Here is a 25,468-nt window from a genome sequence, read left to right on the forward strand (position 1 = left end):
TAAATTTTATGCCCCGCAGCCGTAAAAATCAACTCGAAAGTCTCTCTTCTTTGGCCGGCTCGGCGTTGGCCTGCTTCAGCTGGCGGATGTCGATCCGGATCAGCAGCGACACGAGAAGCGCGACGATAAACATGCTGCCGAAAATCGAAAGCGTGAGCGCATAGCTCTCGGTAACGCCCCGGATCCAGGAGGCAAGCAGCGGCCCGGCAAGCCCGGCTGCCGCCCAGGCGGTCAGCACGTAGCCGTGGATGGCACCGAGCTGTTTGGTGCCGAAAATATCGCCAATGTAGGCCGGGATGGAAGCAAAGCCTCCGCCGTAGCACGTCATGATCAAAAACAGTGCCAGCTGGAATAAAAGTGCAACGGTCAGGTTCGGCAGCGCAAAGAAGGTGACGATCTGGATCAGGAAAAATGCCGTGTATACGTTCGGACGCCCGAGATAGTCGGAAATGCTCGCCCAGGCAATGCGGCCGGCTCCGTTGAAAAAGCCCATTAATCCGACCGTAGTCGCCGCAGCGGCCGCCGACAGACCGGCAATTTCCTGTGCCATTGGAGAAGCTACCGATAAAATCGCAATCCCGCACGTCACGTTAATGAACAGCATCACCCACAGGTACCAGAAACGGCGCGTCTTGACCGCTTCATTCGCCGTCAGCTGCGCAAGATCCGGCTTCTGCTTTCCAGCCGCCGCGTATTCCTTCATGTACCCTTCCGGCGGACGCTCGAGGTACAGCGCCGAGCTCATCATCACTGCGAAATAAACCGCGCCTAAAATGAGAAACGTCAATGGAATGCCGACGCCTTCAATGAGCGAGGCCATTACCGGGCTTGCGATCATGGCCGCAAAGCCAAATCCCATAATGGCAAGGCCGGTAGCGAGCCCCCGTCGGTCCGGAAACCATTTAACCAGGGTGGATACCGGCGTAATATAGCCGATGCCAAGGCCGATCCCGCCAAGCATTCCGTAGGTTATGTACAACAGCCAGAGCGACTCCAGCATCGTGGCCGCCCCGGAGCCGATCATGCCGAATCCGAAAAAGCTCGCGGCAACCATTCCCGATACCCTCGGCCCGTGCTTTTCAACAAAGTGGCCCATAAACGCAGCCGACAGCCCCAAAAACAGAATCGCAATACTGAACGTCAGCGACACCGCGCTTAAATTCCATCCGTAGGTTTCGATCAGCGGATTGGTGAACACACTCCAGGCGTAGACTGAGCCGATGGAAATATGAATCCCGACAGCCGCAAGCGCAATCAGCCAGCGGTTTTTTGTTCTACTCATTTCTCTCACTCCTCTATATGTAATAATAAAAAAAGCGCCGTCTGTGCCGCCGGGGAAAAAACCCCAGGCAGAAACAGAACGACGCTTAGCTTCAGGCAGGACCTCTGCCGAAATACCAATGTAATCGTTTCCAAAATTATACTCATTTAAAACCGCCAACAGGAACGCTGCCGCGATGTTTAAATGTTACAGCTTTATGAACACCTTTATCATAGCTGTTTTTACGGAAGATTTCAATCTCAATTTTATCTTTCCGCTTATTTCTACTCATTTTCCCTTTTAAAGGTTATTCCAGGTATTATTAATTTTATTCCTATTTCTCACAGCTTTCTCGGCATCTTTATTACGAGTTTCAATTAAGGTAAATTGAACGCTTTGTTTTATCAAACCTAACCATACCGGCATATTAAAACTCAATGGATTGCCACGCTTCATAATAATTTTAGCCACGTTACCACTTGCTGCTACTGAGTGGCTTATAAACAACATTTTTTCCAGACGAATATTTTGTTCTAATTCATCTAAATTTCTATCTAAATATAAACCAGGTGTCTCATACGGGTCACTTGTTTTTTTATGATACAATCTGTTTAACAATTCAATACTTCCCGGAACTGTGCTCATCGTTAAAAAATGCCTTAAATCGTATCCTTCTACATACATCCATCTTGCGATATCTGCAAAAGTACGGTCATTCTCTCCTAAACTGCCAAATTGTAACAATTGAGTAAAGCCCCAACCCGGTACAGGCAAACCCATTTTTGTACATGCATCTGATAGTAAATGACCTAGCCATAAAAGTGGAGCAAATATTTTATCGTTTAGAGAAGCTTTACCTAAGTGGCTCATATCTACTGAATGAATAATCCCTTTACTATCTATAAAAGTTAAACTGTCATTCCAAATATCTAAGGTACCAAACAAAAGACCAAAAAAAGGATCATGGCCTAAACTCATCATTCTATGAGTTTTAGGATAAAAGCCATTAACATCTCCTTGATAATTATTGAACCTTTTGCTTGTGCTGGCATCGTAATTTACTTTAAAGGTTTTTTCTAATTTAGTAATAATATTCTTGAAATCTCCACCTTCACCTCCTATCTTTTTTATTTCGCTTGTTAGTGCACTTCCTTTTTGATGATATTTACCTAGATAATTGATATCTTTCGGCAATTTAACTAAAAACATATCAACTAAAACTCCTACCAAACCAATAGCAAAGGCTACAAAGTAATCAGTTTTGGTCAAAGGAGATAACAAATTTGCATTTGTATTAATTTCCTTTTCAATTTCTCTATGCGTTTGTTCTGAAAAATTTAAAAAATATTGTTTATCATAATTAATATCGTTTTTTGGAAGTTGTGAAAAGCTAGAGCTTTCACTTTCTTGACCTGTTAGTGACTCTAACTCTTTTTGCAATTGTTGCAGTTCTAAACTATTAGTCTTCGACTTTATATTATTTTGTCTCAAACGATTTTGAGAATTTGCTAAGTCATTTTGGATTTCACCAAAGTCATTATCGAAATCAAAAATTTTCTTTTTTGTCATTTAATATACTCTCCCTTATTAAACAAATTCATCTAAATTATGTTCTGAACGTTTGAGAGTAGTTTTTAAATATTGAATTGATTTCGATAAATTTTTAATTTGTTTTTTATTTTCTTTTTCGTTCATTTCTAAATCTGTAAGCTCTTCATTTAATTTTTTAATGACTTTTTTCTGTTCGCCAATCATTTCTTGGGCAAATCTAACATCATGTTGTTCAGATAAAATAATTTCTTTCATAATAACTTCCAATTTTGCTCCTTCACGCAGAGCTAAGCTTGAAGAATCCTTTAACATTCCTCCTAAAGCCATACCGCTTAATGAACCAAAAATACTTCCTCCCCCGACTATAACTGTCATACCGCCAGCCATACCCATTCCGCCAGCAGCTACTGCACCACCACCAATTGCGGCCAACCCTGCATTTGTAGCCGCCGCCCCTGCCAAACCGGCTGGGGCGGCCAGCCCAGCAATAAAGGGGGTTGCAAGACCAGCGGTTAAAGCTATTAATAGTGCTCCTCCTCCAGCCCCTGCCAGCATTTTTGTACCCACTTTAGAAATAGAACGCACTGATTTTTTAAATGTTTTATTTGTATTTTCAATAAATTCTTCGTCGATGTCTAATAAGCGTGCATAACGCACAACATTGTAATTGAGTATTTTTTTATCGTATTTTACTCTTTCATGTGTTTTAAATTTTATTTCATCGACAGGAAAGTACGGAACAAACAAATTCAGTTCCAACAATATTAAATACAAAGGTGTTCGAAGATTCTCACAATTTTTAACAGCGATCTCGCATTCTTCTATTAATTGTTTTTCTTCCTCAACAAGGGTCCATTCATGATATTCCTCTCCATTTAATACATCTTCGACACCTTTAACCCAACTTTGCAGCCATTCTTCTTTTTTTTCTTTAATGGTATTATTTTTTTCAAATTCAATATCAGACATTACTAAAGACCTTTGTAAACTAAAAAGTAATCGGGTTTGCCTTTTATCTAAACCAAATTTTTCCAAGACACTCATAAAAATCCCCCTAGTATGTTTTTATAACTAACAATATTTTCTAATAATATAGTACTATATGCGAGACTATAAAACTATATTTTTTTAAAAATATGACAAATCCGATTCAGTTAATTTTTACTGAATCGGATTTGTCATTAACAGAGATGCAAATTAATAAAAAGTCCCTTCTCAAATAATTATGACTTAGTAGGTTCACTTCCCCGCACCCGCGGCGACCGGTACGCCATAAGCGCAATCGCCATGGCGACCACTACGAGGGCGCTTCCGGCCCAGGAGGTAGCCGCGACGACGGACTGTTCCACGACGATGCCGCCGAGAATAGAACCGATCGCAATGCCGACCTGGAGCGCCGAAGTGTTCACGCTCTGCTGGATATCCGACGTTTCCGGCGCGACGGCAATCAAATAGCTCTGCTGCGCCGGGGCGATCGACCAGCTGAGAATGCCCCAGATGATGACCGCTATGATAAAGAGGGCCATCGAGTTCGTTGCAAACGGCAGGATGAATAAGATGACCGCAAACGATGCGATGAACGTGAGTGACATTTTTTTGGAGCCGAACTGGTCGGTCAGCCAGCCGCCGACGCCCCCGCCGGAGACCGCAGCAGCACCAAATATGAAGAACATGGCGCTGATCCAGAACGAGTTCAGTCCCATCGTCTCCTGCATGAATGGGTTAAAGTAGCCGTACAGCGTATAGTGGCCCGCGAGTACGAGCAGCGTCACGCTGTGGATACCGACGATCTTGATATCCTTGAGCGAGCGGATCTGCTGGCCGACCGTGACCACCTGTTCCGGCTGCATGCGCGGCAGGAAGCGGACCATGAGTGCGCCGATGAATACGGTCAGCACCGCGATCATGACAAAAATGATGCGCCAGCCGAACGCGTCCCCGATAAGCACGCCGAGCGGCACCCCGAGCACGAGCGCCGAGCTCACGCCCATCGTGACGAGGCCGATGCTGCGGGAGCGGTACTTCGCTTCCACGAGCTTCGGCGCCATCGTGAGCGCGAGCACGATAATGAGCGCGGCGCTGGCCGCCGTGACGAACCGGGCGGCCATCAGCACCGCGAATGTCGGAGCAAAGCTTGCGCCGACATTCGCGATGGCAAACACCGCAAGCGCCCACATGTAGACGGTTTTGCGCTCCACGTTGGACGTAAACGAAAGCAATAGCGGTCCCGCCACCGCAAAAACGAGGGCAAAAATTGTAATCAGCTGCCCGGCAATCGCAATAGAAACCCCTAAATCCTCCGAAATGAGCGGCAGAATGCCGCTGATAATCAGTTCGACCATGCCGACGATAAACGCCGACACCGCCAATAAGTATACACGTGAATTCATAAAGCAATGACCTTCGAAAGACTGTTGTGTCTTCCGTCCCTTTCTATCCTAAAATCTTCTATTTCATTCTAACACGAACCTGACACCGGAAACGATATTCTGCCTGCACGAAAAAAGGCAGCACCCAAACGGGCCCTGCCTTCTCTCCTGTTATATCAGCTGCACATTTGGTGTCGTTTTTTCGTGATTCTGGTACTGCCTGGCCATAATGCCTTCCGGGGTAATCTCCCAATCGGTGATTGTAAGCACCAATTCGTGCCGAAAACCGGTCAAACGGCAGGAGGCCAGCTCCTCTATGTGTACCGGGCGCCCCTGCAGTTCTTCCAGCAGCTCATACGTTTCCGGTTTCCACATCATATATTCGTCGTAAAAGAAGGGAATGAGTAATCCTTCTTTTCGTTCCTTCGCCTGTTCGAAGTTTACAATTGCACTATCACGAAAAAGAGAGCCGATGTCTTCCCAGCGATCCGAGCGGACCTGGGCTGCAATGAATGTGTTTCTCATAATGACAACTCCTTTCCTCTCCCTATTCCCAAAAGAAAGGAAAGTTATACATGAATGGTGAATGTTTTCATGAGAAGCACCCAAATTCACTGCGGCTGAAACAGTTCCACGAGCAACACCGTGTCAGGATTAAAGTACTTAGTATTGAACATGGTGATTACCCACGCAAAAAGACAGCCTTCTGCATGGCTGCCTTTTCACTGGATAGAATGCGCATGTATTCTACTGTCCCTACAGGACGTCTTTAGAATATCTTACTACTCGCTTTGTATTCACAGCTCAAAACGTATTAATTCATTTCATTCCCCGCGCAGTCGCAGCTTAAAGTAAAAAGGTTCGGTGCGCAATTGGTACGACTCCGATACGTCCGGTCCGCAGCTCGCAGATCCAAGCCCGTGCTGCTGGTGATCTACCTGCACCGTCACATAGTCAGCTTTTACCAGTTCATAACGGTGACGGGCCTGTTCAATAGTTTCCCGGTTATACTCCTGAATGGTAAAGTCAAAACGCTCGCCTCGCGCTTCAGCCGTTAACGAAACGGCCCCACCTTTCATTGTCACTTCGCGCACATTGTGGCGGTTTCCGTTTTCCTGCGGGAAAATGTACGGGATCATCAATTCCGGCACCGGAAGCGACCACTGGCCGCGCCGCACGGACTGCCGGCTGTCGCGGTAGGCTTCTCCCGGCCCGAGACCTAGCCAGTCCACCTGCTGCATGGATTTTGGCACGGTCCATTCGATGCCGACCCGCGGCAGGGTTTCCGGATAGTGGCCATGCGGTACAACAGAAACATCTATGTCCACCGTTCCCGAGGGTGCAACCACATACGTCCACTCGACCTCCATCCCCCACGCAAGTCCCGGAGGCGCCACGCTTTCCTGAACGTTCACGTGCACCATTTCGCCGTGTTCAGCCACTTCGACTTTTTTCGTCCGGGTAAGCAGGTAATGGAGCCCGAAGGACTTCCACATTTCTTCCGACGGCACAGCTTTCCATTCCGGCTGTGCCCAGCGGTCGTTATCGATCGGTGCCCGCCACAGATTCAGCTTCGGCCCGTGCTCGATCAAAGGCTCCCCGTTATGGGTCCATGCGTTCATTCTGCCGGTCTGTCTGCAGAAAGCAAGGTGCGTTATTTCCCCGGAAATAATCCACTCGGCCGGGGTTTCGGTCACTGCAAGCAAAGCTCCGCCGCTTTCATCCGCTACGTCTCCCGGAAGCACCGCCTCCTGCAGGACATGCTCACTCCAGGCGACTTCGTGACCGGCCGGCGCCCAAAGCGCATCTTCCCTCAACGAGCAATCCACGGAGAGAACCACTTCTTCGTTAGCTTCTGCCTCCACCGTTTCATACGGAATGCTGATCGGCTGCGACGAACGTGCCGGCACCTCGATACCGCGCAGCTCGCCTGCCTGAACGGTCGTACCGTCGATTTTCACCTGCCAGTGGACCGCCAGATGGTCCGTGCCGAGAAAATCGTACTCGTTCACAATCCGGTACTCCCCGTCGCTATCCGCTTCCACCCAGATCGGCTGGATGATTTTTTTGTATTCCCGAAGCGCCGGGGACGGTGTCCGGTCTGGCATCAACAGACCGTCAATGACAAAGTTGCCATCGTGCGGATACTCCCCGAAGTCGCCGCCGTAAGCGAAGTACTTCCTGCCCTCGTCGGTGGTGCTTAAAATGCCCTGGTCAATCCATTCCCATACGAATCCGCCCTGCAGGCGGTCATGGCGGCGAATTGTTTCCCAGTATTCCTTCAGTCCGCCCGGGCCGTTGCCCATCGCGTGCGCGTATTCGCACAGAATATGCGGTTTCTCGTACTCCGTGTGTGCCCCGAGCCGGTCCATCACCTCGACGCTTGTATACATGGTCGTAAACATGTCGGACGCGGTCGGATCGTGGTCGGGCTGGTTCCGGACCTTCGCTTCGTCCATCAGCTGGCGTGTTTCGCCTTCATAGTGCACGAGCCGCCCCGGGTCGCGCTCCTTCGCCCAGTCGGCCATCGCCTGATGGTTCGGACCGAAGCCGGACTCGTTGCCGAGCGACCATATAATGATCGACGGGTGGTTTTTGTCGCGTTCGACCATCCGCACCATCCGGTCCATATACGCCTCTTTCCACTCCGGGTCCCGGCTGAGCTGACTCCAGTCGTTAATCACGTCAAAGCCGTGGCACTCCAGGTCTGCTTCGTCGATCACATACAAACCGTAGCGGTTACACAGATCATAAAAGGCCGGCGCGTTCGGGTAATGCGCGGTGCGCACAGCGTTAATATTGTTCTGCTTCATTAACAGCACGTCTTCCTCCATGCGCGCTCTGCTGACCGCACGTCCGGTTTCCGGATCGTGATCGTGACGGTTCACGCCCTTCAGCGTAATCGGTACGCCGTTGACGAGAAATACGCCGCCCTTCAGTTCGACAGACCGGAAGCCAACGTCGTGAACAACCCGGTCCACCTCTTCCCCGCTGTCGTTTCGCACCACCAGCACGAGCTGATACAGATAAGGCGATTCTGCCGACCACTTTTCCGGATTCGCTACGTGCATGTCCACGCTCGCTCCCGAGCTGTCCGCCGGCAGTTGGCCGGCCCCGATCTCCTCCGCTCCGTCATACAGATAGGCATCTACCGTGTAAGCCCCGTTTCCGCGATTTGTCTGCACGTCTACCCGGCAGACCGCATCCCGGTAATCGTCATCGAGCAACGTCTGCACAAAAAAGTCATTTACGTACACGGGCGGTTTGACCTGCACGGATACGTCGCGGAAAATACCGCTCATCCACCACATGTCCTGGTCTTCAATGTAGCTGCCGTCTGACCACTGGTACACACGCACCGCGATATGATTGGTACCGGCATGAACAAGCTCCGAAACATCAAATTCTCCAGGTACCCGGCTGCCCTGGCTGTAGCCAGCTAACTGGCCGTTCACCCAGACGTGAAATGCGCTGTCGACGCCTTCAAAGGCCAGCAGCACCGTGTGATCCCCCGGTACCTCCGCCAGCTCAAAGGTCCGACGGTAGCTTCCGGTTGGATTTTCGGACGGAATGTGTGGCGGATCCACCGGAAACGGATAAATCACGTTCGTGTAATGCGGACGACCGTAACCGTGCAGCTGCCAGTGCGACGGAACGGCAAGCGTATCCCAGGACGCGTCGGAGAAATCCGGCTCGTAAAACGCCTCCGGCGCCTCCTCCGGAGACGGCGCGTAATGAAATTTCCAGTCGCCGTTTAACAGCGTGACGCCGCGTGCGCCTCCAGTGTCGGTCTGTGATACGAACGATGCCCGTGCCGCCCGGCGGCTCCGCTGCAGGGTGGTTAAGTCTTTCCAATCTTTTTGCATAACAATGCCTCCTACTTGGACTGTTTAATAATTGTAATACCGCGCGGTGGGAGTGTGAGGGTTTCATGAACCGTTTCCCCGCTCACCAGGTTCGTTCCGGTCAGTTTCTTAGACGTCAGGCTCTCCTTTCGTTCGCTGAAATTGGAAACGAACAGGTATTGATGGCTGTTGTTTTCGCGTTTTTGTACGGTCATACCGTGCGGAAGCGGGGTGTCTGCCAATCGCTCCACCCCGCTTTCCCGAAGAACGGAGGCGTAAAAGTCGTCGTAAAACGATTCCCCGGCGCGGGCGGCTATATAATACGCCTGCCCGCTGCCGTAACGGTTGCGAGTGAGCGCCGGCCGGCATAAAAATCATCCCGGTACGAAGCCAGCACCTCCGCGCCTTCCGTATGAATCAGATCGCACAGCTCCGTAAGCGTATATTCACCCCCGAGCCCCGGCACGTCCACCCGTTTGACCATGGTGTTTTCTTCGCCGTCGCCGAGACTGTCGATTTCTTCGGACCAGATGCCGAGCACCTCGCGGAGGGGACCCGGGAATCCTCCCAGAAAGCACAGGTCGTGTTCATCCACAATTCCGGACCAGTACGTGGTAATCAGCGTACCGCCGTTTTTCACAAATTCGGTAATTTTCTCGCCAACACCCTCGCGCACCATATACAGCATCGGGGCAACAAGCACCTTGTACGGCGACAGATCCTTGTCCATATCAATCATATCCACCGGCACACCCTGCTTCCAGAACGCTTTGTAGTGGTCTTTAACAGTTGCTTCGTAATGAACGCCACTGTTTCGCGGCCCCTGGGCATCCTTGACCGCCCAGCGGTTTTCGGTGTCAAAAATGACCGCCACTTCCGGCTGCACCGTGGTGCCCGCGAGCTCTCCGGCAGCTTCGAGCGCCTGGCCAAGCGCGGCTACTTCCCGGAACACCCTCGTCTCTTCGTGTCCGGCGTGGTCCACAACGGCGCCGTGAAACTTTTCGCTCGATCCGCGGCTTTTCCGCCACTGAAAATACTGCACCGAGTTGGAGCCGTGTGCCACCGCCTGCAGGGACGACAGCATATGAACCCCCGGCTTTTTCAGCTTGCTGAGCGGCTGCCAGTTGGTGGTGCTCGGCGTACTTTCCATCAGGAAGAACGGCTGGCCGTCCTTCATGGACCGGAACCAGTCATGGTTCATGCCGACCCAGGCAGCCAGGTCCGTGTCATCTTCGCGATAGTGCCACGTCGGGTACGAATCCCAGGAAATAAAGTCGACGACCTTGGCAAACTTGGCATAATCCAGCTCGTCGAAGGCTTCCATGAAATTGGCTGTCGCCGGCAGCTTCGGGTTGGCTTCGCGGAACGGGCGGAGCTCGTGCTCGTAAAAATCAATCGTCTGGTCGTTGACAAACCGTTTCCAGTCCAGGTTCAGCCCGTGCACCATCGTTTCGCCGTGCGGAGCCGGGGATTCAATCTGTTCCCAAAAGGAATACGTGTGGCTCCAGAACGTCGTCCACCAGTCATGGTTCAGCTGCTGGAGCGTGCCGTATTTATTTTTCAGCCACTTACGGAATGCTGCCTGGCAGAGCGGACAGTGACACTCGCCGCCGTATTCGTTCGAAATATGTAGCCGATCACTGCGGGGTGATGGGCGTAGCGTTCGGCCAGGCGGGTGTTCATTTGCTCCGTCTTCTCCCGGTAAACCGGCGACGTATAGCAGTGGTTGTAACGCAACCCGTGCAGATTGCGCTGCCGGCGCTCGTTTACGCGGAGCACCTCCGGGTACTTTTCGGACATCCATGCCGGCCGGGCACCGCTTGGCGAGGCGAGAAAGGCGTAGATGCCGCTCGCCTGGAACTGATCCAGAATCCGGTCTAGCCATTCGAACGTAAATGTGCCCTCCTCCGGCTCCAGGCTCGACCAGGAAAAAATCCCGACGGACATAACGTTGCATTTGGCTTCCTTCATGAGCCGGATATCATCTTCAAGCTTGTCGGAATAATCGAGCCACTGCTCGGGGTTGTAGTCAGCCCCGTGCAGAAGCGTTCCCGGAGTCGGGAACATGGACTGATAGTCGCGTTCCAATATATATCTTCCTTTCACCGCTAGCGTGTATTTTGTGTTTTCCTGGAAAAGCTATCCTTTCACAGAAACACCCAGAATCCCGGCAATAAACTGGTTCTCCCGAACTTTTAGTGAAGGAAAATGTGAGCGTATGTAAGATAAAAGATTATTTTTTCGCTATACCTTCAGCCAAATATAGAGCACTTTTTGACGCAAAGGATCGACGTTGGCTCCATCACACATTTGGCGTTTAATCACCTTAATACGGTTCACACACCCTTCCACTATCCTATTACTTCAATGGAAACGATAGGCATTGGTGACGGCGTTTCAGTCCGAATAAAAGTAGATGTTGACGTTTTGAATTTCGGGAATAGAGCTTTGAAGCCTGCTGTACCCAGGCTTCAAAGGACGCCAAGTCGGTTCGATGCTGAAAGGTCTCCACCATAGATTCCACTTCCCGAAGGGAGGGTATTGATCCTCTAATACCTTGATGGCAACTGCTCCCTGCGATGAAAGGGCTGATGGGGCCAAAGATACGTATGGAGACGATTTCGCGACAAAGGTAACACATGTGGGAGGCGGGGAGGCGTTCTCTGTCGGATTAGCGTGTAAATGAGTGAGAACATCCTTTAAGGTCGAAAAGGATCTTCGGTAGCCTTGGGCTTGAATGACAGTGAAAATATAGGGGAAGATAGATACACCTTTCTTGACTAACGGAAGGACGATCGATCGATACGGTTCCACGCTATAGGAGCTTTGGTGTTCGTGGCCCATAGGCGTCCGGAGGGAACAGTATTTCCGGACCGTCTTTCGATCTAGGGAAAAATTCCGGCTGATGCGAGAGAGCGAAATGCCTTGTCAATGCTGAGCCTGAACTTATTGAATTACGTGCCATTTTTGCTCTTCCTTTTCGGTCCATGGGCGCGAGACTAGATCACTTGTTGTTGACGCTGAGGAAACGAACGAGACCGAAATTTTCCACCTTTCTCAGAAAAACTCGTTTCAACCAGTGATCGATCGGGTCAATGTTTGACCGGCCGATAGGACCATAGAGGGATGCGACTTCGCCGTAATTAAAAGAAAAACCCAACGCGGCCTCGATTTGGTGGACTAGGTGGTCCGCAGGCACTAACTAATCCAACTGAATGGTCACTTTCCATTAACGAGCTTCTTTCGTATTCCGCCTCATCATGCACCATAACCCCTTTCCAGGCTACTTCTTTTTATCATAGCATAAAAAAACTGTCGACACGCTCTCAAATTAGAGCCATTGTCGACAGCGGAGGAAGAAGCCCGTTTAGTGAGGCAAGATCGAAGCCGTTCGGTTTTCCGAGCATAAGGACAATACTAGGTCGGATGCCGTTCTATAAAAATAAGCTAGGTACAGGACAAAAGAATTTCCGACACCGAAGGTGAAGGAGATCCGCACGCTCACCAATCGGGGTATCGATTAACGTACTCCAATCATGACTGTTAATACGTTCCGGTACATGGCCACAAGACAGGCAAATACCGTAAGGAAACGGATTTTTGAGATAGAAATTCATCTGGATCGACGATATAACAGCTTGTAAACAGTCGCGCCCGGGATACAAACCGAACACGTTCATCAAACTGTCCCCTTCCCCCCTCGTGATACCATTCCTATTCCCTTAACTACCTTCACTAAAAGGTCGGGAGGACCCAAGATTGGCCAGTCTTGATACTTATCTCTCTTGTAGAAAAACAAATTATAAAGAGTTGTTAGTGTTAATTATTAAGAAGTTTTGCGCTCGCCCTCTCGCGTCTTGGCCCGAGATTGCTTTCCAGAAGTAGTTTTTGGTTGATTCAACTCTTTCTCTGACATCAACGGAACGACTCCAAGAATAGGTAATTGAAGTTCTTTTTCAATATCTTCTTCATTTTTAATTGTTTTATCTAAGAATTCAAGTAAAAATGCAATACCTATTCCTACTATGAACCCAATCACCAATGCTATAACTAAGTTTAAAGTAGGTTGTGGAAAAACCGGGTTTTCACTATCTTCAATTTGTGCTTCTGAGAGTATGCTAACATTATCTACATCCATAATATTTGAAATTTCTTGTTCAAAAATTTGGCTTAATGTGTTTACTACAGAAACAGCTTTTTGAGGATCTTCATCTTCTACAGTGACAGTAACTACTTGTGATTCTTCTTCGGCTGAGACATTAATTTGAGAACGAAGATCGCTTACCGTTCCTTGATAATTTGTTTCTTCCATTACAGAGTTTAATATAGCTGGGCTTACCATAATAACGTTATATGTATTAATGAGCTCTCGGCTTGACTGCAAATCGGTCGCTGATAACTCTTCGTTTTCTGTTTGTGATTGGTTAACTAAAATTTGAGAAGAAGCTTCATATTGGGGTGTTAAAATGAAAAATGTTACAAATGCACTGATAAGCAAAGCACCAATTGTTGTTCCAATAATGACATTAAATCTTTTTTTGATTGTTTGAAATACTTCTTTGAAATTTATTGTTTCTTCCATAGTTTCCTCCACTTAATTATTATTGATTGATACTAAGAAATTCATTCTTTGAAAATTTAGTTCTAAAGAGTAAAAGCTTTATATAGATATTTAAACTAATTTGTGAAGTGATAACAAAACCAATTGTACATACATCTTTTTCTATTTTCCTAACTTAACATTAAAATAAGTCTCATACCATATTTATATTTTTTCAACATTTATGTTTCAATTTCTAATTGCTCTTTATAGTTCTATATTTATTAACTTATTTTTTCATCTTCTCTTTTGGCTAAAACTATCGAATAAACAATCAAGTAAACACTTAATAATGCACCCACGACAGAAAAAAGCACTACAGCAATCATATCATTTTCAAAAATCACAAAACCAATTACTAAAGCTATTACTCTTAAAATCACAGAAGCAATCTCATGCAGTAAATGAAACCTCTGGGCTTTTAATGCTGGAAGTGATTTTACACTAGGTCTATTTATAAACGAAAAAAATGAAGCAATAGCTATCCAACGTGCGTATTCACCTGCTTTATACCAGTCGTTCCCAAAAATAAAATCAAATAGTGGTGGTCCAAAAGCAATTATAATACCAAAAGGGATAATACCTACTAATATTAGTGCCATAGTAGCTTTCAGCATTAATGGTGTTATTTTTTCATTGCTAAAGCTCGCTTTAGTGATTCTTGGATAAAAAACGTCCCCAACAGATTTAGCAATTAATTGTGAAGGCATTTTAAGTACAGTATTACCGATAGAATAAAAACCTGCGGCGGCAGGACCAAAGAAAGTGCTGAGCATTATTATCGGTAAACTTTTCGAAGCTGCATTTATAACTTCTTGAGGAGCACGATATTTTGGAAAATCATTATATTCTTTAGCGACCAAGAACAATTTTTCTTTTTTTATTTTAAATTCGTTCAGTGGGATAAATAATGATTTGTTCAACGAATAATAAGTCATCATTAAAGATTTAATTAAATTACCTAAAGCTGCTAAAGTCACTAAAACTGCAGAAACAGGTGTAATCAAACCAATCACTATCATAGATCCGTATAGTAGTATAGAATGGTTGAATTTTACTTTTGCAGACGTTTTGAAGTTATTGATTCTAATTAGCCATTGCTCAGACACTTGCAACATAGCTCCAAAAACTATTATTAAAGGTATAAAAAATAAATAAGGAGCTATTTGTCTTATATTAAATGTGTTAATTAAAAACTCTTGAAAGAAAGTTATTAACACAAAAGACAATCCACCCAAAAGAATTGACAAAATCAATGATAATTTTATAATCTCTTTAGCCTCAAATTTGTTTTTCGCTAAAACAATAGCTATAGGGTAAGTCAAGGCTGCAGCTGGAGTCACGATAGTGATCATTGCTAGAAAAACTCCAAGCAGGCCGAATGCTTCTGGACCGTAAATTCTAGTAATTAAAGGTGAAGAGGCTACTACTATAACCTGAGCTCCTGCAGTTCCTGAAGCTAATATAATTACATTTCTAACAAAAGAGCCGTTTGTAAGTACTTTAATTTTCTTTAACATGTCATACTCCTGAACTCATAAGTTATCATTTAGATGATTGTTTAATATAAGAAACAAGTTTCTCACTCATATTTTTATTAAATATATTGATTGTTAACAGATCAAATGAAGAGTTAAATTTTTGAGAGTTATTATTAAAAAAATGTAAATTCGGTTGTTCTTCCATAATTTTTAGATATTGCTTGTATTCCGCACTGCCATTAGCATAATTTCCCTCTTTAACAATTTGCGTATATTTGTAACTATCTTCTGGTAAAAATTTATAATGTAATATACCAGATATAATAGGTTTATTAAAATTATCATAATAGGGAATTGTATAGTGCACGCCAAACACTTCTTCTTTTTTTAGATAATACAAAGGATTTTTCGTTAATAATGGGGCAAAACTGTGTGATGAATCACTAAATAATCTAGCTCTAGACCCTCCATGAATTCTCTCACCTTTATAGCTAGGTAAAATATAGTAATTGTCTTTATCAAAAAAACAATTATATTTTTTTATATCATATTTAGTAATATCAATTTCTTTAGGCTTATTATTATTTAGTTGTTCTTTAGAATACATATCTATCATAAAAGACTGTAAAAAATTCATTTTTTCTCTCTCAGCAAACTTTATTAAATTATGAATTTTCCCTTCTTCCATACCTGGATAAACGAATAATTCATCCGAATCTAATATAATGTACCACCTATTGTAACCATATTTATCTGTAACTTGACGAAACCAAGCATTTTTAGCAGTAGCGCTAAACTTATCTTCAACCCTATAAACGTCTACTCCTTGGTTTATTAGCCATTCATAAGTTCCATCATCCGACATGTTATCTATATAAACAAAATTTACTATCCCCAATTCTCTATGATGGTCTAACTGCATTTTTATTCTTCTAATATCATTTTTAACAGCACAAATCAAAATTGGTTCATCATAAGGAAGATTAGATTTTATTCTTTGTTGTATACACTTCACATTTTGTCGTGCATAAGTGTCAAGATATTCTTTATGCTTTTTGGAATCTGTTTGTCTAAAACAATATCTCCATAATGCTTTCTTTGAATTTTTGTATAAAATAGGTTGTTCTTTTTTAATATAATTTAAGGTTTTTTTAGTTTTTCTAACATTTTTAATTACATTAGAAATATTTACTATAGAGAGATACATGATAATAATTTTTTCTCTTGTTCGTGGTGGTATTAATTTAAAAGTTTTAATAATTATTATTTTCAAATTGCTTTTCATTTTAAACCTCTTTTGCAAAATATTTGCATCATTTTTGATAATTAATGAAAATTCACCATTATTAATAAGCTATTGTGAATATATCAAGGTGTTAAACGCAACATTTCACCTATTATTCTGTTCCATTTTTTTGGATAAAAACTTCCGTAACCACTTTCTGGAAAAAATGTTAACTCTCCAAAAATTATTTCTCCTTTGATATAATAAAAATCCACTCTAACAAATATAAAAGGTGAGGATAATTTATTTGCTAAGTTGACCATTTCCTCAAATTTTTCAGGTTTATCATAATTTTTTTTAGCATTGGGTAAAGGTCTTAAGCCAGTAAACGGCATATGATTCCAATTAATATCATAAAAGTCAATACTCTCTTCATTCCCCCTGCCTCTAATCACTTGACAATATTTTGTATTTCCATTAAAACAAAAGAATTTGTAATCAGTAAGTGCTGCTTTTTCCTCTTCATCTTCGATATACTTTTCACATATTATTTTTGGTTTAATATCTTTATACACCCATTCGCGGTTCAACCAATAATAATTTGTTTTCAACCACTGCTTCATTTTTTTTTGTTCATTTTTCCAATTTAACTTATACTTATTTTTACAAACAATATTAAAGCCAGACCCATGGGTCCCTTTCAACACAAAAGACTTAGGTAATTCTTCAAAACTTATCTCTTCTACACTTTCATAAATAGCGTATACATCATTAAGATATTTTTTGCCTATCTTAGCTTCTACAAAACTTCTAACTTCAAGCTTATCTGCACATTTTACAGCCAAGGGCTCTCGTTTATATAACTTAAGCCATTGCAATTTATCATTAAACTCTACTGGATGATCTAAATTAACTTTCCTTCCCACTCTTTTTTTAAATTGTTTCTTAATAAATTTTTCATCTGAATAAAAATTACTGGAAATAAAATATTTATATTTTCTATAAATGAGTAATAATTTTTTATTTTTTTTAAAGATTTTTTTAAAAGACATTTTATTTGACTACTCCTACAATTTAATTAAATAACCATATTATAATACTGACTTAAAAAATTCTATATCCTTCTTTTAATAATTGAATAAATATATCGACGTTATTTAAAATTTAAATTGTTTTTGAATTTATAATTTTTGTTTTAAATATTATTAAAAATATTAGAAGGGACATGAAAGTAAAACTGCTGTTAATAAAAAATGTATCTTGAAAGAAAGAAATAACTATAGAAAACATAAACATACTATAAATTGCACTCCAAAAGCCTATTTTCTTTTCTAGTGTTGCCTTGTATTTTAAAAATGCCATTAAGAGCCCTATGAAAAACATAACAAAAGGAACAAACCAAACACCAAAGTCCAAAATTTGTTCATGAAAAAGAGTGTATACATTAGTACTAAAACCATTTTCAGCCTTTACAAATTCTTTTGTTACTTCATCTGCCCCACTAGTGTAATCAATACCAAATATTTTATTCAGTATATTATAGACTGGTGCTAATACTGCTTGGCCAAAGTACTCACTTGTATTGGAGTACAGGGGCCAAGTAATATCAAAAGCTGGTAAAGGGGAGGCTATATAAATTGCAATACTATTGAACGGATCGTTTTCATCAATTTTATCCACTCCATACTTACCATATAAATAAAAAATAGATATAAATAACAAAAAGATCCCAAACAAATTAAAAGAAAATTTCTTTTGGCTTTTGAATGTTAAAAACTTTCCATTTTTTCTTTCGTTAATTAAATAAATAATAGAGAATTGTACTAATATGGCTAAAAATCTCATTCTTCCTGTAGTTAACAGTTGTATACCAAAAGTTATTGTAAGTATGAGCAAATACATAAATAACCTAGTTTTACTTTTGTTTTTTTCTCGCAAAGAAAAGATGAGAACACTGACTCCAATTACTTCTAACGCTCGAAATAAAAATTGTTGAGTATTAGTTGAACTGGATTCGTCATATTGAAGAACTCTATAATCCATTAAAAAGCTTTCAGAAAAAAATGCTGTAATTCCTCCAATCAAAGTGGAAATATCATATAATAAATAACTTGACATTAATATAACTAAAGTAAAGAGAAGAAAAACACGATTTTTTTTGAGTTTTAATTGCTGTTCATCAGAAGAATTTACATTAAAATTGTTTAATGCTTTGAAATAATTTTTTCCTTTAAGAACTCGAAAGAACACAAATCCAAGATCAAAAGCTAGAAAGCCTGATAAAAATATACATATAGTTTCAAATGACAAAGATACTCCCCATCTGTTTTGATAAAAAAGTAAAACAGTAGCACTCATGAGCCACACAATTTTAAATATAATAGTAGGGTGAAAAAAATCTCTTGTTAGTTGCAAATTAATTAGTAATAGTGATAATAATACTAGTAAAAATATAGTTACCATTCTTAACCTCTTTTTCTATTTAAGAATACGTTAGAAAGTTATAAGGTTTGATTTTTAAGTTTTTGGAAAAATTCTTGTCTTCTCCTTTCAATAATTCCTTCTTCGTATTCTTTAGATGTATTAAAATTAATTTTTGCTTGTTCAATTAATTCGTTTTTTGAAGTTTTTAATAAAATTGAACATATTTCGTTTATATTTTTATTTGTATTGCTGAAAATAAAATTATTGTCTATCAGTTCTGGAATACCTGCGGTGTTCGCACCTAACGCAGGCAGGGCTCTACTCATCGCTTCAATTAAAGCTCTGGGTAAGCCTTCTTGTCGACTAGGTTGAGCGTAAATATCAATTTTATCTAACCATTCAAAAACTTCTTGATGTTTCATGGGACCTAAAAATACTACCTGGTTCAAAACATCGTTTTCCTTAGCAATTTTTTCTAAGTACTGTTGATCTCCTGCACCAACTAACTGATACTCATATTTAGTATATCCTTGCTTTTTCAGTTCTCCTAAAGCCTTTATAATATATTCTTGGCCTTTATATTTAACATCTACAGCTGCTGTAGTTCCTAATATCATTTTATCAGTCGTTCTTTCGATTTTTGAAATTCTTTCTTGTAGAACTTCATCACTAATACTATGTAATGCTACATTTGAACAACTTATATTATCCCCTTTCGTTGGGTAACGTTTTTGAAGGAAATTATTAGTTACATAAACCACAAGCTGAGCATTTTTCACATGTTTTTTTTGTTTCAAAAAATTTATCGGAGCTAATATTTTCCCTTTAATGTTATAGTTCCATAAACTATCCCATCCGCAAGCCACTACCTCTACTAAATACGGTTTATTATATTTTTTTGCATATTTTATTGCAGTGTAACCATACTCTGATGGCAGTCTGGCAATTAAGCAATCATGGCTTTGGACTGCTTTTTTTATTCTATAATTTTTTTGTATTCTTTTAATAGGATTAATAAAGCTTTTCAAGGAAGCCGTATGATCTGTCACTTCTATACTGTTTATTTTATCCTTATCAAAAATTTCGAAGTACTTTTGAGCTTCTGCTTTTGTGTATAAATTACGGTCCTTTCTAACTATTACACTTAATTCATCAGCAATTGAATGGTATCTATTCCATATCTTTTTATTGTAGCTACTGTGGGTATACGAATTGCCGACTTTATCACTTTTCAACCTTATATTATGCACGAATAAGAGTTTCAAAAGCAGCCCCTCTTTCTTTCATTGTTCGTCATATTTTAGTCGTTTAATTTAAAATACAACTTTTTCTTTAGGTAATTCAAATTCTCTACCCATAATAAAGTCGAATTCATCTGGTTCAAATACCGTGTACCCGCTGGCATTGTAAAAAGTTAGTTCTCCAAAAACGATCTTCCCCTGGATATTATAAAGATCCACTCTGACATGAGGAAAATCCTCAGACAATATTTCAGCTATTTTTATCATCTCGTCGAAATTTGTAGGTTTCTCTATAGAACTGGTAATTTCCTTGTATTCTGACCTTTTATAAGGAAGTTTTTCAAAATCAGGCGTAAAAAAACTGCATTCGCCCTGACTATGGTCGTCCACATAATTAATCATAGTATATAAATACTTTACTTCACCATTAAAACAGAAAAATTTATAATCCGGTATATCATTATTTTCGTCTCTTTCAAGTAGTTTCTCTATTATAATTCGTGAAGAAACATTATAATAGCACCACTCTCTTCCGTATTTTGGCGGTTTCGAATTCAACCAAGCATTTAATTTTTCTCTTACTTCGCTTATATTTAATTGGTCTTTATCTTCAACCAAAATATTTGCTCCAGATCCATTAGTATGTTTAATCACAAATGACTTAGGTAAAGTATCAAAGTTAATATCTTCTGCTTTTTCGTAAACCCCATAAAGAGGATTTAAAATTTCTTTTAAACCTTTACTTTCTACATATTTCCTAACCTCATATTTGTCAGAACACATGGTCATTAATGGATCTCTGTAATTTAATTTGTATTGTTGTAATTTTTCTGTATATCTTTCAGGGTTATTTAAATTCAATTTTCTTCCTGTTTTAATCCGGTATTGTAATTTTATCATTTGTTTATCTGGCAAGAAATCTAACATTTTTAGTATTTTCAACCTGAATTTTTGGTTTTTAAAAATTTTTTTGTAGTTCACTATTTCTCTCCTATTCTTCGTTAATCACATTAAGATATTCATTTACCACAATTTCTCTATCAAATTCCTGTTCTACTTTTTTTCTTCCAGCTAGCCCCATCTGTTGTTTAGAGGCATAGCTTAATTGTAAAAATAACTCGATTTTTTCAATAAGGTCTTTTACGTTTTGTTGTTCAACTATATAACCGGTCACTCCGTCCTCGACTATCTCTCTGCACCCGCTTCTATCTGTGGTAATAATTGGTCTGGCACATGCTGAGCTTTCAAGTAATACATTAGACATGCCCTCAGGATAAAAGGTAGGATGTATCGTACAATGGCTTTCTTTCAAAATTTCTTCTACATTATGAACCATTCCATGATATCTTATTATTTCTTTATCCTGAAGAGCATTCAGAGTATCTTCATAATTTTCTTCGCAAAAACCACAAACATGAAAATTGGTTTGAGGATATTTATTTTTAATGAACTCTGCTGCTTTTAAATATTCTTCTACTCCTTTTTCTTTCATAATTCTCGATATGAAAACAAATTGAATTTTTTCATCTTGAGGATACTTTAAAATAGAATAACGATTTAAATTTACTCCAGAGCCTGGGATTAATTTATGCCTGTCAACAGCAATATTATTTTTTATGAATAGTTGTTGGTTTTCAGTGTTTTGGAAAAAAACACGTTTAACCCTTTTAAAGGCTAATTTATACAAACTCATCGAAATTTTTTGTTTGAGTCCTTTTTTTTCTACCGCTGTTCCTAAGCCTGTAATATTAGCAATATAAGGTATCTTTAATATTCTACTTGCGATACCGCCATAAATGTTAGGCTTAATTGTAAAAGAAAGAACTGTATCTGGTTTTATTTCTTTTAATAATCTGAAGTAATACGTTAACAATTTTATTTCACTTACTATGTTCATTCCATGGCGGTCAATTTCAACATCTATATATTTACATCCTAAATCAATTAATTTATCTATTTTACTTCCATAGGGACAAGAGACATAAACTTCATGCCCCTCTTCTAAAAGTCTCTCTACTATCTCTAAACGGAAATTATAAATAACCACATCGTGATTAACTAGTATAAGAATTTTTTTCATTTTCATTACTTTCCATCTCCGTAGCCATTATAGTTTCCTTGAAATTTTTAACTCTATACTCATATTTATATTCACTCATTCTTTTATCATAAATTAAAGTACCAAAAACTTTATTAAAGATTTCTAACCTATGCACTAACATTTTAAATAAGGGATTAAAAAGCTTTGTGAATTTTATTTTCTTTTTATGTACTTCAGAAATGTTCTTAACCATCTCACTTGTTTTAGTGTATTCTTTATTTTGAGGGAAAAAGAATCCATTTTCTTCATTTAAAATTATAAGTCTTAAAAACTCACAAAGATTATCTATATGTAACATACTGCGTTTATTTTCAATATCAGGAAATAACGGAAACAATTTAGCAATTTTAGAAAGCTTGGGATAGTTCCCTTTAGAGCCTTTTCCATAAATCATTGGCGGACGAATAACCGCAACTTTAAATCTATCGTTTCCTAAGGGAATAATGCCTTGTTCAGCCTGTAACTTACTCTCTCCATAAAAATCTTTAGGCTGCGGAATAGTTTCACTATCAATTACTCCATCATTCAAAACACTGTTTCTATAAACAATAATACTACTCATAAATATAAACTGCCTCACGCCTTCTCTTTTGGCCTTTTTAGCAGTCTCAATAGTTAAGTCGCGATTCACTTTATAATATAATTCTTCTTGCTTCGGATCTGAAGATACATGAGCAATACCTGCTAGGTGCAAAATTGCATCGTACTTAGAGAAATCTGCATTTTTCCAGGAATCATCCCGCAAACTAATTGTTTCTACTATATACTCACTAGAATATTGTTTTAACCATTCAATTAAGCTATTTCCTATATAGCTATTACTCCCCGTAATTAACAGCTTTTTCATTTACACGTACTCCTTTTATGAATCAGCTTTTCCTTCTTTAATACCATCACTTTTAAGAACTCCAAGAAATGTTTTAATTAGTATTTTAAGATCAAAGGTTAAACTTCGCTTACTTGCGTATTCGCCGTCTAGTCGAGCCTTAACGCCTATGGGTAGTTCATCTCTTCCATTCACTTGGGCCCAGCCTGTAAGGCCGGGCTCTATAGCGTTTGCTTTATACTTGTCACGTTCTTCAATTAAATCGTATTGGTTCCAAAGAGCTGGCCTTGGACCAACCAGGCTCATATCACTCTTTAAAATATTAAACAACTGAGGAAGTTCATCCAGGCTGGTTTTTCTTAAAAATACACCCATATTCGTAATATAGCTTTCTGGATTTTCCAGCATATGTGTTGGTGTATCTCTAGGAGTATCAATTTTCATCGTTCTAAACTTTAAAATATAAAAAGGAACTTTGTCTTTACCAATACGCTTTTGCTTGAATAATATTGGTCCATTAGAATCCAATTTAATCAGTAAAGACAGCACTACAATTAAAGGCATTAATGCAATTGTAGCTATTAAGGTTAGATCAAAGTCTATTATCTTTTTTAGTATCGAATATTTTTTCATAATAACATCCTTTACTTTTTCTTCATAAAGTATTTCCAATCATTTTAGTTGTTTGCGTTTATTTTTTTATTGACTGCTGAAAAGTGCTCTCGTTCTTCACTCTCTCCTCTTGCAATTTCAAGCACATGCTTCGTTATTTCACTCTTCTCGAGAATTTCACATTTTTTAGTGAAATTAACTACTTCATCAATATTTATTTCACTCGATTTGCCTACGTAAATTTTTGGGTATATTTGGTCTTCATGAACTTCATCCTTACTAAGAAGCTCTTCATACATTTTTTCACCTGGTCGTATACCGCTAAATTTAATACCAATTTCGTCCACTGTATAACCAGAGAGTTTAATCAAATTTTTCGCAAGATCCACTATTTTCACTGGCTCTCCCATATCAAGCACAAAAATTTCTCCACCTTTTGCAAGTGCTCCAGCTTGGATAACCAATCTTGAAGCCTCAGGAATAGTCATGAAATAGCGAATCATCTCAGGGTCTGTAACTGTCACTGGCCCTCCATTTTGTATCTGTTTTTTAAATAAAGGAATAACACTTCCGCGACTACCAAGCACATTTCCAAAGCGTACGGCTACAAACTTTGTTCTGCTAACAGTATCCATATGCTGTACAATCATTTCGGCCAAACGTTTTGTGGCTCCCATTACACTTGTTGGATTCACTGCCTTATCAGAGGAAACCATTACAAATGTGTTGACACCAGCGCGATCAGAAGCTTCTGCTGTGTTTTTTGTTCCTATTGTATTATTTTTAACAGCTTCTTCAGGATTACGTTCCATAAGTGGCACGTGTTTATGAGCAGCTGCGTGAAAGACAACATGAGGTTTGCTGCTTTCAAAAATTTGTAACATTTTATTTTTATCTTGAATATCAGCGATTTCTGTTGAAATGCTCAATTCGGGCAAACTGTTTCTAAGTTCTATTTCAATCGAATAAATACTATTCTCTCCGTGTCCAAGCAGTATGATCTCTTCCGGGGAAAAGCGAGCTATCTGTCGACAGATTTCCGAACCGATAGAACCCCCGGCTCCTGTAACCAAAACTCGTTTGTTAGAAATAGAATCGGCTATACCTTCTACATCCAACTTAACCGGTTCACGCCCCAACAAATCCTCTACATCTACATCTTTAAACTGTGTAACCTCAACTTTACCTAGCATAATATCTTCCATACGAGGCAGCGTCTGAGTTCTTACTTTTGTTTCAGCACACACATTAACAATTTGGTTTAATTCTTCACTTTCTAGCGATGGAACAGCAATAATAATATGTTCGATTGAGAATTGCTCTACTGCTTTTTTTACATCTTTTATTCCTCCATAAACTGGGAGATCCATAATCTCCAATCCCTGTTTTGAAGGATTGTCATCTAAAAAAACGACTGGAAGAAGCCCTGAACTAGTTTCCTGCTTTAACTGTCTGGCCACCATAACCCCTGCTGCTCCAGCACCTACAATCAATGTTTTATTTCCATCTTTATTATTTGAAATGTAAGTATCCCGATATAAGCGCCAAGCCATTCTGGAACCGCCAATTAAAATTATATGTGCCATCCATGTCATAATTAATGTGCGTACATAAAACTCTTGAAAGACTAATACTTGCATTAATCCCGTAGTTAATACGGATATGGTTACAGCGTATACTATCGATTTAATCTCGTTCGCACTTGCATATTCCCAAGCTTTTTTGTACAACTTAAAGTAATAAGCGCAGATGTGATGCACTATTAATAAGAAGAGCGAACTTGTTACTAAGACATTATCCACCGGACGTATATCAGCCGCCAATATAAAATTGCAGATGAATATAGAAAAAATAACAATAGCTGAATCTAAAAATATTAAAGCCAGCAGCCTTTGTTTTAACCCCATGCTCTTCTCTACTCCTTCGTGTAAA

The 25,468-nt window shown here is 40.6% G+C and carries 17 protein-coding genes and 1 pseudogene; all 18 read right to left on the reverse strand.

Going from position 1 to position 25,468, the window contains the following annotated elements:
* Positions 1 to 28: 28 nt before the first annotated feature.
* Complete coding sequence (locus BLV22_RS06540) at positions 29 to 1,282, reverse strand: L-lactate MFS transporter (RefSeq protein WP_091613379.1); 1,254 nt, start codon at positions 1,280 to 1,282, stop codon at positions 29 to 31.
* Positions 1,283 to 1,561: 279 nt separating this feature from the next.
* The gene (locus BLV22_RS06545) at positions 1,562 to 2,830 is read right to left on the reverse strand and encodes a hypothetical protein (protein ID WP_091612862.1); all 1,269 of its coding nucleotides are present in this window, start codon (positions 2,828 to 2,830) and stop codon (positions 1,562 to 1,564) included.
* Positions 2,831 to 2,848: 18 nt separating this feature from the next.
* Positions 2,849 to 3,856 carry a DUF726 domain-containing protein gene (locus BLV22_RS06550; protein WP_245724035.1) on the reverse strand — a complete coding sequence of 336 codons (1,008 nt, stop codon included), beginning with the start codon at positions 3,854 to 3,856 and terminating at the stop codon, positions 2,849 to 2,851.
* A 179-nt stretch (positions 3,857 to 4,035) separates the two neighbouring features.
* On the reverse strand, positions 4,036 to 5,202 hold the full coding sequence (locus BLV22_RS06555) for an MFS transporter (RefSeq protein WP_091612868.1): 1,167 nt from the start codon (positions 5,200 to 5,202) through the stop codon (positions 4,036 to 4,038).
* Between the two features lie 150 nt (positions 5,203 to 5,352).
* Positions 5,353 to 5,706, reverse strand: a complete 354-nt coding sequence (locus BLV22_RS06560) for a hypothetical protein (RefSeq protein ID WP_091612871.1) — start codon at positions 5,704 to 5,706, stop codon at positions 5,353 to 5,355.
* 299 nt (positions 5,707 to 6,005) lie between these two features.
* The gene (locus tag BLV22_RS06565) at positions 6,006 to 9,047 is read right to left on the reverse strand and encodes a glycoside hydrolase family 2 TIM barrel-domain containing protein (RefSeq protein ID WP_091612874.1); all 3,042 of its coding nucleotides are present in this window, start codon (positions 9,045 to 9,047) and stop codon (positions 6,006 to 6,008) included.
* An 11-nt stretch (positions 9,048 to 9,058) separates the two neighbouring features.
* A pseudogene (locus tag BLV22_RS06570) lies at positions 9,059 to 11,093 on the reverse strand (beta-galactosidase).
* A gap of 1,759 nt (positions 11,094 to 12,852) precedes the next feature.
* On the reverse strand, positions 12,853 to 13,608 hold the full coding sequence (locus tag BLV22_RS06575) for a YveK family protein (protein ID WP_091612876.1): 756 nt from the start codon (positions 13,606 to 13,608) through the stop codon (positions 12,853 to 12,855).
* 242 nt (positions 13,609 to 13,850) lie between these two features.
* On the reverse strand, positions 13,851 to 15,146 hold the full coding sequence (locus BLV22_RS06580) for a lipopolysaccharide biosynthesis protein (protein ID WP_091612878.1): 1,296 nt from the start codon (positions 15,144 to 15,146) through the stop codon (positions 13,851 to 13,853).
* Positions 15,147 to 15,171: 25 nt separating this feature from the next.
* A complete protein-coding gene (locus BLV22_RS06585; protein ID WP_091612880.1) occupies positions 15,172 to 16,392 on the reverse strand; it encodes a glycosyltransferase family 2 protein in 1,221 nt (406 codons plus the stop codon).
* 83 nt (positions 16,393 to 16,475) lie between these two features.
* A complete protein-coding gene (locus BLV22_RS06590; protein ID WP_091612882.1) occupies positions 16,476 to 17,384 on the reverse strand; it encodes an ATP-grasp fold amidoligase family protein in 909 nt (302 codons plus the stop codon).
* 112 nt (positions 17,385 to 17,496) lie between these two features.
* Positions 17,497 to 18,795: an O-antigen polymerase gene (locus tag BLV22_RS06595; protein WP_091612885.1), complete on the reverse strand. Its 1,299-nt coding sequence runs from the start codon at positions 18,793 to 18,795 to the stop codon at positions 17,497 to 17,499.
* Between the two features lie 38 nt (positions 18,796 to 18,833).
* Positions 18,834 to 20,021, reverse strand: a complete 1,188-nt coding sequence (locus tag BLV22_RS06600) for a glycosyltransferase family 4 protein (RefSeq protein ID WP_091612887.1) — start codon at positions 20,019 to 20,021, stop codon at positions 18,834 to 18,836.
* Between the two features lie 48 nt (positions 20,022 to 20,069).
* Positions 20,070 to 20,978 carry an ATP-grasp fold amidoligase family protein gene (locus BLV22_RS06605; RefSeq protein WP_091612890.1) on the reverse strand — a complete coding sequence of 303 codons (909 nt, stop codon included), beginning with the start codon at positions 20,976 to 20,978 and terminating at the stop codon, positions 20,070 to 20,072.
* A gap of 10 nt (positions 20,979 to 20,988) precedes the next feature.
* Positions 20,989 to 22,083 carry a glycosyltransferase family 4 protein gene (locus BLV22_RS06610; RefSeq protein ID WP_342706670.1) on the reverse strand — a complete coding sequence of 365 codons (1,095 nt, stop codon included), beginning with the start codon at positions 22,081 to 22,083 and terminating at the stop codon, positions 20,989 to 20,991.
* Entirely contained in the window at positions 22,052 to 22,945 is an 894-nt protein-coding gene (locus tag BLV22_RS06615; RefSeq protein ID WP_091612893.1) for an NAD-dependent epimerase/dehydratase family protein, read from the reverse strand. Before BLV22_RS06615 ends, BLV22_RS06610 begins: the two co-directional genes overlap by 32 nt.
* 15 nt (positions 22,946 to 22,960) lie before the next feature.
* Positions 22,961 to 23,557, reverse strand: coding sequence for a sugar transferase (locus BLV22_RS06620; protein WP_091612896.1), 597 nt, complete (start codon positions 23,555 to 23,557; stop codon positions 22,961 to 22,963).
* A gap of 44 nt (positions 23,558 to 23,601) precedes the next feature.
* Positions 23,602 to 25,443, reverse strand: a complete 1,842-nt coding sequence (locus BLV22_RS06625; protein ID WP_091612899.1) for a polysaccharide biosynthesis protein — start codon at positions 25,441 to 25,443, stop codon at positions 23,602 to 23,604.
* Between the last annotated feature and the right edge of the window lie 25 nt (positions 25,444 to 25,468).

It is taken from the genome of Marinococcus luteus, from assembly GCF_900106595.1.
GTDB classification, from domain to species: Bacteria; Bacillota; Bacilli; order Bacillales; family Marinococcaceae; genus Marinococcus; species Marinococcus luteus.